Origin of the sequence: Kitasatospora sp. NPDC007106 (genome assembly GCF_040634455.1) — a bacterium.
Lineage (GTDB): Bacteria > Actinomycetota > Actinomycetes > Streptomycetales > Streptomycetaceae > Kitasatospora > Kitasatospora arboriphila.
The window spans coordinates 1-7,378 of the sequence record NZ_JBEYFP010000282.1; the positions used below are offsets into that span (position 1 = coordinate 1).

Below are 7,378 nucleotides of genomic sequence, written 5' to 3' on the forward strand. Positions count from 1 at the left end.
GTCGGGCCGTACGGGGTCAGGAGGACGAGTCCCCGCCGACCGCGACGCCGATGCCGTAGCCGTAGGCGTCGCCGCCCACGGCGAGGGCCGCACCCTCCGCGGAGGAGGCGTCGCCGCCCACCGCGAGCGCGTGCTCGATCAGCGCGTCGGCGTCGCCGCCGACCGCGAGGGCCCCGCCCTCGGCGGAGCTGGCGTCGCCGCCGACGGCGAGCGAGCCGTGGGCGGCGGCCGCGCCCGCGGTGCCGAAGACGGCGAGGCCGGAGATGAGCGCGGCGGTGGTGATCCTGGCAAGGCTGGAGCGCATGAGTCCTCCTGGTCGGGAAGCCGGACGGCACCGATCCTGCGGCCCGCACCGCCCGCGTACGAACCGACACGGCCCGATCACCCGCCCGCCTCACCTCGACGGAGCAGCCCGTGCGCCGTCCGGGTGAGATCAGGCGGCGCCCCGGGCGGCGCCGGGCGGCAGCTCCAGCTCGTACCAGACGACCTTGCCGTCCTTGGTGGCGCGCACGCCCCAGCGGTGCGCCAGCTCGTTGACCAGGTGCATGCCGCGGCCGCCCTCGTCCTCGGCCCGGGCGCGGCGCAGCCGGGGCTCGTGCCGGTCCCGGTCGGCGACCTCCACGGTGAGCACCTGGTTGCGGAACATCCGCAGCTGCACGGGGGCGCCGGCGTGCACCAGGGCGTTGGTGATCAGTTCGCTGGTCAGCAGCTCGACCATGTCGGTGAGCCCGTTCAGGCCCCATTCGGTGAGCGTCTCGCGGGCGAACCGCCGGGCGTGCCGGACCATGGCGCGGTCCCCGGCCAGGGTGAGGGTGGCGAGCCGGTCGCTGCCGATCGGCCGCGAGTGCGCCATGATCACCGCGATGTCGTCCTGCCCGGCGGCGGCGCCGAGCGCGGCCAGCACCGCGTCGCAGGTCTGTTCCAGCGAGCTGCGGCGCTCGGCGACGGTGCGGCGCAGCAGGTCGATGCCCTCGTCGAGGTCGCGGCCGCGGCGTTCGACCAGGCCGTCGGTGTAGAGGACGAGGATGGCGTCCTCGTCGAGCGTGGTGTGCACCGACTCGAAGGGCACGCCGCCGACGCCGAGCGGCGCGCCGGGCGGCAGTTCGAGCAGTTCGGTGGAGCCGTCGGCGCGGGCGATCACCGGTGGCAGGTGGCCGGCGGTGGCGGCGGTGCAGATCCGGTCGACCGGGTCGAAGAGCACGCAGACGCAGGTGGCGAACTGGCCCTCGCCGATCGCGGCGGCCGCGTCGTCGAGCCGGCGCAGCACCCGGGCCGGGTCCATCTCCAGGGTGATCAGCGTCCGGGCGACGGTGCGCAGCTGGCCCATGGTGGCGGCGGCCCGGATGCCGTGGCCCATCACGTCGCCGACGATCAGCGCGACCCGGCCGCCGCTGAGCGGCACCACGTCGAACCAGTCGCCGCCGACCTCGCTGATCACGCTGCTGGGCAGGTAGCGGTGGGCGATCTCCAGGCCGGGGGTGCGGTGCACGTCCTGCGGCAGCAGGCTGCGCTGCAGGGTGAGCGCGGTGTCCCGCTCGCGGCGGTAGATCCGGGCGTTGTCGATGCAGACGGCGGCCCGGGCGGCGAGCTCCTCGGCGAGCGCCACGTCGGCGTGCGTGAAGGACTCCGGGTTGTGGGTGCGGACGAACTCGACGCCGCCGAGCACCGTGCCGCGGGCCAGCAGCGGCACCATCAGGTACGAGTGGACGCCGGCCTCCAGGCTGGGGGCGATCCGGTTCGGGTGGGCGACGATCCGGCGCAGCGCCGCCTCGTCGACGTGCGGCACCAGGATCGACCGGCCGGTGCGCAGGCTCTGCGCGTACAGCTGCGCGGAGCGCGAGCCGCCGCCGACCGGGTCGGCCGCGCCGATCATGGTGCCGCTCGCGCCGACCTCGCCGACCGCGACGGCCCGCAGCATCACCGAGCCGTCCCGGGGCACCGGCTCGGGCTCGTCGCCCTCCAGCACCGACTCCAGCAGGTCGACGGTGACGAAGTCGGCGAACCGCGGGATCACCACGTCGATCAGCTCCTGCGCGGTGCGCTGCAGGTCGAGCGTGGTGCCGATCCGGGTGGACGCCTCGTTCAGCAGGGCGAGCCGGGCCTGCGCGGCGCCGGCCGCCTCCAGGGCGCGCTGGCGCTGCTCGGCGGCGTCCCGCTCCCGGGTGTAGAGCAGCGCGTTGTCGATGGCGACGGCGGCCCGGGAGGCGAGCTCCCCGGCGAGGCGCAGGTCCTCCTGGTCGTACGGGCGCTCGGTGACGCTGCGGTAGAAGGTGGCCACGCCGACGGCGGAGCCGCGGGCGATCAGCGGCACCACCATGACCGAGCGGACCCGCTGCTCGCGGACGGCCGCGGCCCGTTCCGGGTCGTCGTTGAACCAGTTGAGGGTCGGCTCGTCCAGCTCCGGCAGCAGCACCGGCCTGCGGTGGGCGAGCACCCAGGCGTACGGCGTCGACGGGTGGAAGCGGTGCACGCTGCCGACCGGGGAGACCGGGCTCATGCCGCTGCCCGGCACGGTGTGGAAGGCCATCCGGCGCAGCACCGCGGACCGGTCGGCGCGGCCGGGCGCCCCGGTCTCGGCGCCGCGCACCAGGGCGTCCAGCACCTCGACGACGACGGTGTCGGCGAGTCGCGGGCTGGCCGTCTCGGCGAGCTCCCGGGCGGTCTGCGCGAGGTCGAGGGTGGTGCCGATCCGGGCCGAGGCGGCGTTCACCAGGGCGAGCCGCTCCTGTGCGGCGCGGGCCTCGGTGAGGGCCTGCTCGCGGGCCTGCGCGGTCTGCTGCTGGTGCAGGTAGAGCCGGGCGTTGTCGATGGCGACGGCGGCCCGGGAGGCCAGTTCGTCGCCGAGGGTGCTGTCCTCCGGGCCGAAGCCCTCCCGCTCCGGGCTGCGCGAGTACACCACCATGCCGAGCACGGTGCCGCGGGCGACCAGCGGTGCGACCCGCACCGGCCGCGGCCGGTCGTCCAGGTAGTCGCGGACGCGCTCGGTGAGCGCCTCGTCGGCGAGCAGCGGCAGGTCCCAGTTGGGGGCGACGATCGTCCGGCCGGAGCTCAGCGCCTGCTCGTACACCGATCCCGGCGGGATCCGGTACACCGCCTCGGTCGGCAGCTCGCCGATCGGGTGCTCCGGATCGGCGGTGGCGACGGCGAGCCGGCGCACCCGCAGCCCGTCCTCGCCGGCGGTCGCCTCGGCGCCGGAGACGAGGTGCTCCAGGGCGAACACGCCGACCGCGTCGGCCAGCCGCGGCACGATCACCTCGGCGAGCTCCCGCGCGGTCTGCCGCAGGTCCAGCGTGGTGCCGATGGAGACGGTGGCCTCGGCGAGCACCGTCAGCCGCTCGCGGGCCATCGCCGCGGCGTGCTCGGCCCGGTACCGCTCGGTGACGTCGACGATGGTCGAGCTGACCCCCAGCACCTGCCCGCCGGGCTCGTCCAGCCGGAAGTACGACGCCGACCAGGCGTGGTCGTGCGTCGGGTCGCTCGGGGTGCGGCCGTGCGAACGGGAGTCGACCACCGGCGGCCCGCCGTCCAGGACCTTGCGCATCACTGCCTCGACCTCGCGGCCGTTGATGCCGGGCAGCACCTCGGTGACCCGCCGGCCGAGGTGCTCGGCGACCGGCAGACCGTTGATCTTCGCCAGCGCGCTGTTCAGCCGGACGAAGCGCAGCTCCGAGTCGTACACGGCCATGCCGACCGGTGACTGGGTGAAGAAGCCGTCCAGCACGGCGAGGTCCGCCTGCAGGCGGCGCAGCGCCGTGACGTCCGAGGCCACCGCGAGGACGAGCGGCCGCCCGTCGGGCCCGGCGATGGGGTGGGTGCGGAACTCCAGGTTCACGTGGTGGCCCTCGCGGTGCTTCACCGGGAACACCCCGGACCAGGCCCGACCGCTGACGATGTGGTCGAACAGGGTCAGCACGTCGTCCCGCTGGTCGTCGGTGATCAGCAGGTTCGCGGCGAACTCGCCGATCGCCTCCTCGGTGCTGTAGCCGAGCAGGGTCTCCGCGTCGCGGCTCCAGTGCAGGATGCGCCCGTCCTCGGCGATCAACGCCGTCGCGATCGGCACCATGAGCAGCCCGTCGTGGGCGTGCCCGTCGGGCCCCTCCGCAGCCGGATCCCGGCGGTTCGGGGAGCTCGTGCCCTGCTCGGGATTGTCCATGCCAGGCACCGTCCAGAGATCGGCCTTCCGCCCTGCCATCCTCCCATGGCAGCCGGAGCCCGCCCAGAGGAGCGCACGGCCGTACGGGCGTCCCGGTGCGGCCGATAGGGTTCGCACGGTGAGACGCAGGCCAGGCATCCCGGCGAGCCCGCTGCCGCAGCGGGACGGCATCGACGCGGTCCGGCTCCGGCTGCCGCCGGACGGGCCGTGGCCCACCGCGGGCGCGTACCTGCTGGAGCGCTACGGCCGGGCGGTCGGCCCCGAGCGGGTCGCCGACATGCTGCGGGCGGGCGTCTTCGTCACCACCGACGGCCCGCTCACCGCCGACACCCCCTACCGGCCCGGCGGCTACGTCTGGTTCCACCGGGACCTGGAGCCGGAGACCCCGGTGCCCTTCGCCGTCGACGTCCTGCACCGGGACGAGCGGATCCTCGTGGTCGACAAGCCGCACTTCCTGTCCACCACCCCGCGCGGCCGGCACGTCACCGAGACGGCCCTCGCCCGGCTGCGCCGCGACCTCGGCCTGCCCGGCCTCAGCCCCGCCCACCGGCTCGACCGGCTCACCGCCGGACTGGTGCTGTTCGTCGTCCGCCCCGAACTGCGCGGCGCCTACCAGGGCCTGTTCGAACGCCGCGCGGTCCGCAAGGAGTACGAGGCGATCGCCGGGCTCGACCCGCAGCGGCCGATGCCGGTCACCGTCCGCAGCCGGATCGTCAAGGAACGCGGCGAGCTCGCCGCCTTCGAGGTCCCCGGGGAGCCCAACAGCGAGAGCCGGATCGAGCTCGCCGAGCACCGCGACGGCCTCGGCCGGTACCGGCTGCACCCGCACACCGGCCGCACCCACCAGCTGCGCCTGCACATGGCCTCGCTCGGGCTGCCGATCCTCGGCGATCCGCTCTACCCGCAGGTGCTCACCGAGCCGGCCCCGGACGACTTCCGCCGCCCGCTCCAACTGCTGGGCTCCGTCCTGGAGTTCACCGACCCGGTGAGCAAGGAGCCGCTCCACTTCGAAAGCCGCCGCACCCTGGCCGCCTGGACCTCCCCCGAAACCTGGGGCAACCCCCACGGGTCCCTAGTGTGCTGAGGCGAGCCCCCGGACGGTGGCGACGGTGTCGGCCTCGGCGGCGGTCTTGTCGGGGCGGTAGCGGACGACCCGGGCGAACCGCAGGGCCAGTCCGGCCGGGTAGCGGGGGCTGCGCTGGAGGCCGTCGAAGGCGACCTCGACCACCAGCTCCGGACGGACCTGCACGTCGTGGTCGCCGCGGCCGGTCTCCCGCGCGAGCAGCTCCCGGGTCTGCCAGGCCAGCAGTTCGTCCGTCAGCCCCTTGAAGGTCTTGCCGAGCATCACCCACTCCGGCAGGCCCGCCTCGCCGCCGGACCGCGCCCCCAGGTGCAGGTTGCTCAGCCACCCGCGGCGCCGCCCGGTGCCCCACTCGGCGGCCAGCACCACCAGGTCCAGGGTGTGGTGCGGTTTCACCTTGATCCACCCGACGCCGCGGCGGCCCGCCTCGTACCGTGCCGCGAGGTCCTTGACGACCACGCCCTCGTGGCCGCGGCCGAGCGCGTCGGCGAGGAAGCCGGCGGCCTGCTCCGGGTCGGCGGTGACCAGCCGGGGCACCCGCCGCGGTTCGTCGACCAGGCCGGCGAGGGCGGCCCAGCGGCGTTCGCCCGGTTCGTCCACCAGGTCGGTGCCGTCGAGGTGCAGCAGGTCGAAGAAGTAGGGGTGCAGCGGCACCTCGGCCCGCAGCCGTTCCGGGTCCTGCCGGGAGGCGGTGCGCGCGGCCGTCACCTGGAACGGCCGGGGTCTGCCGTCCGGGCCCAGGGCGATCGCCTCGCCGTCCAGGACGGCGGCGCGGACGGGCAGGGCCAGGGCGGCCTCGACGAGTTCGGGGACGCGGGCGGTGATGTCGTCCAGGCTGCGGGTGAACACCCCCACCTCGCCGCCCGACCGGTGCACCTGCACCCGGATCCCGTCCAGCTTCCACTCCAGGGCCGCGGGGGAGACCTTCGCCAGTGCTTCGGCGACGCCCGGTGCGGAGGAGGCCAGCATCGGCCGCACCGGCCGGCCGACCTCCAGTCCGAAGGCGGCCAGCGCCGCCGCCCCGCCGGTGAGCGCCGCCTCGGCGACCGCCCGGGCCGAGCCGCGGAACATCAGCGCCCGTCGCACCGCCGGGGCGGGCACCCCGGCGGCCCTGGCGACGGCCTCCGCCATCACGCCGTCCAGCGCGCCCTGCCGTAGTTCGCCGATCAGCACGCCGCGCAGCAGCCGCTGTTCGGGGGCGGTGGCCCGTCCGAAGAGGGAGTCGAGCAGGGTGCGCCGGGCGGCCTGCGCGCCGCGGCCGTGCACCGCCGCCAGGTCGCCGAGCAGGGTCTCGGTCTCGGCCGTCCCGAGCGTGGCCTTTGCGGCGGGCGGGGGCAGCTCGCGCAGCGCCGCGTAGCCGACGCCGACGCGCATCCGGCGGGACTCGCCGGAGAGCAGGGCGACCGCCGCCGGGGCCTCCTGCGGGCCGAGGTCGCGCAGGCAGTCCGCGAGCAGGGCGATCTTCGCCGTCCGGCCCGGCTCGGCGGCCACGGCCTCCGACGCCCGGGCGACGCGTTCCAGCACGGCCGACTCCCTCCCGCGGCGGGTCACTGCCTGCCATCCTGCCCCGCCGGCGCGGCCGCCGCCGGTCCCGGCCCGCGACCGGTCAGAGCGGGCCGAGGGGGACGGTGGTGCCGGTGAGGGTGTCGTAGCTGCGGCCCGCGTCGAAGCTGCCGGTCAGGTCGGGGTGGCGGCCGACCACGGTGTGGGCGAGTGCCAGCTCCTCGGGCTCCAGCCGTCGGGTCAGGCCGATGTGCGGGGCCCACCGGCCGGGCAGGTAGTGCGGGTCGGGGTCCGCGGCGCCGTCCAGCAGGAGCCAGACGCGGCGGTGCAGGTCGACCAGTTCGAAGGTCGGGACCACCGCCCAGCTCAGCACCCGCCGACGGCTGCGCGCCGAGAACGACAGCAGCCCGGTCAGCCGGACCGGCAGCGGCAGCGCCTCGGCCAGCAGTTCGCCGACCGCGTCGAGCGCCCCCTCGGGCGCCGCCCCGCAGGAGGCGAGGGTGAGGTGCGGCCGGTGCCCGGGGTGGGTGTTGTGGGCGAGGCTCGGGAGGCCGGCCCCCGAGAGCTGCTGCCAGACCTCGCGCACCGCCGTGTCGAGGGCGGGCGCGCAGGTCAGCTCGACGGTCTGCATGGGCCCACCC

5 protein-coding genes are annotated in these 7,378 nt (G+C 75.8%); 1 reads left to right on the forward strand and 4 read right to left on the reverse strand.

The window, feature by feature from the left end; genetic code table 11:
- Positions 1-16: 16 nt before the first annotated feature.
- Both ABZ641_RS20840 and ABZ641_RS20845 read right to left on the reverse strand, forming a co-directional pair.
- Positions 17-304: a hypothetical protein gene (locus ABZ641_RS20840; RefSeq protein WP_359983754.1), complete on the reverse strand. Its 288-nt coding sequence runs from the start codon at positions 302-304 to the stop codon at positions 17-19.
- Positions 305-433: 129 nt separating this feature from the next.
- Entirely contained in the window at positions 434-4,153 is a 3,720-nt protein-coding gene (locus ABZ641_RS20845) for a SpoIIE family protein phosphatase (RefSeq protein WP_344627504.1), read from the reverse strand.
- A gap of 118 nt (positions 4,154-4,271) precedes the next feature.
- Here ABZ641_RS20845 and ABZ641_RS20850 point away from each other — a divergent pair, with 118 nt between their 5' ends.
- A complete protein-coding gene (locus ABZ641_RS20850; protein ID WP_359983757.1) occupies positions 4,272-5,237 on the forward strand; it encodes a pseudouridine synthase in 966 nt (321 codons plus the stop codon).
- Here the strand turns inward: ABZ641_RS20850 and ABZ641_RS20855 are convergent.
- Both ABZ641_RS20855 and ABZ641_RS20860 read right to left on the reverse strand, forming a co-directional pair.
- Positions 5,226-6,758, reverse strand: coding sequence for an ATP-dependent DNA ligase (locus ABZ641_RS20855; protein WP_359983760.1), 1,533 nt, complete (start codon positions 6,756-6,758; stop codon positions 5,226-5,228). The two genes, ABZ641_RS20850 and ABZ641_RS20855, sit on opposite strands and share 12 nt — an antisense overlap.
- A gap of 82 nt (positions 6,759-6,840) precedes the next feature.
- On the reverse strand, positions 6,841-7,378 hold a 538-nt coding region (locus ABZ641_RS20860), incomplete at its 5' end, for a 2'-5' RNA ligase family protein (RefSeq protein WP_359983762.1).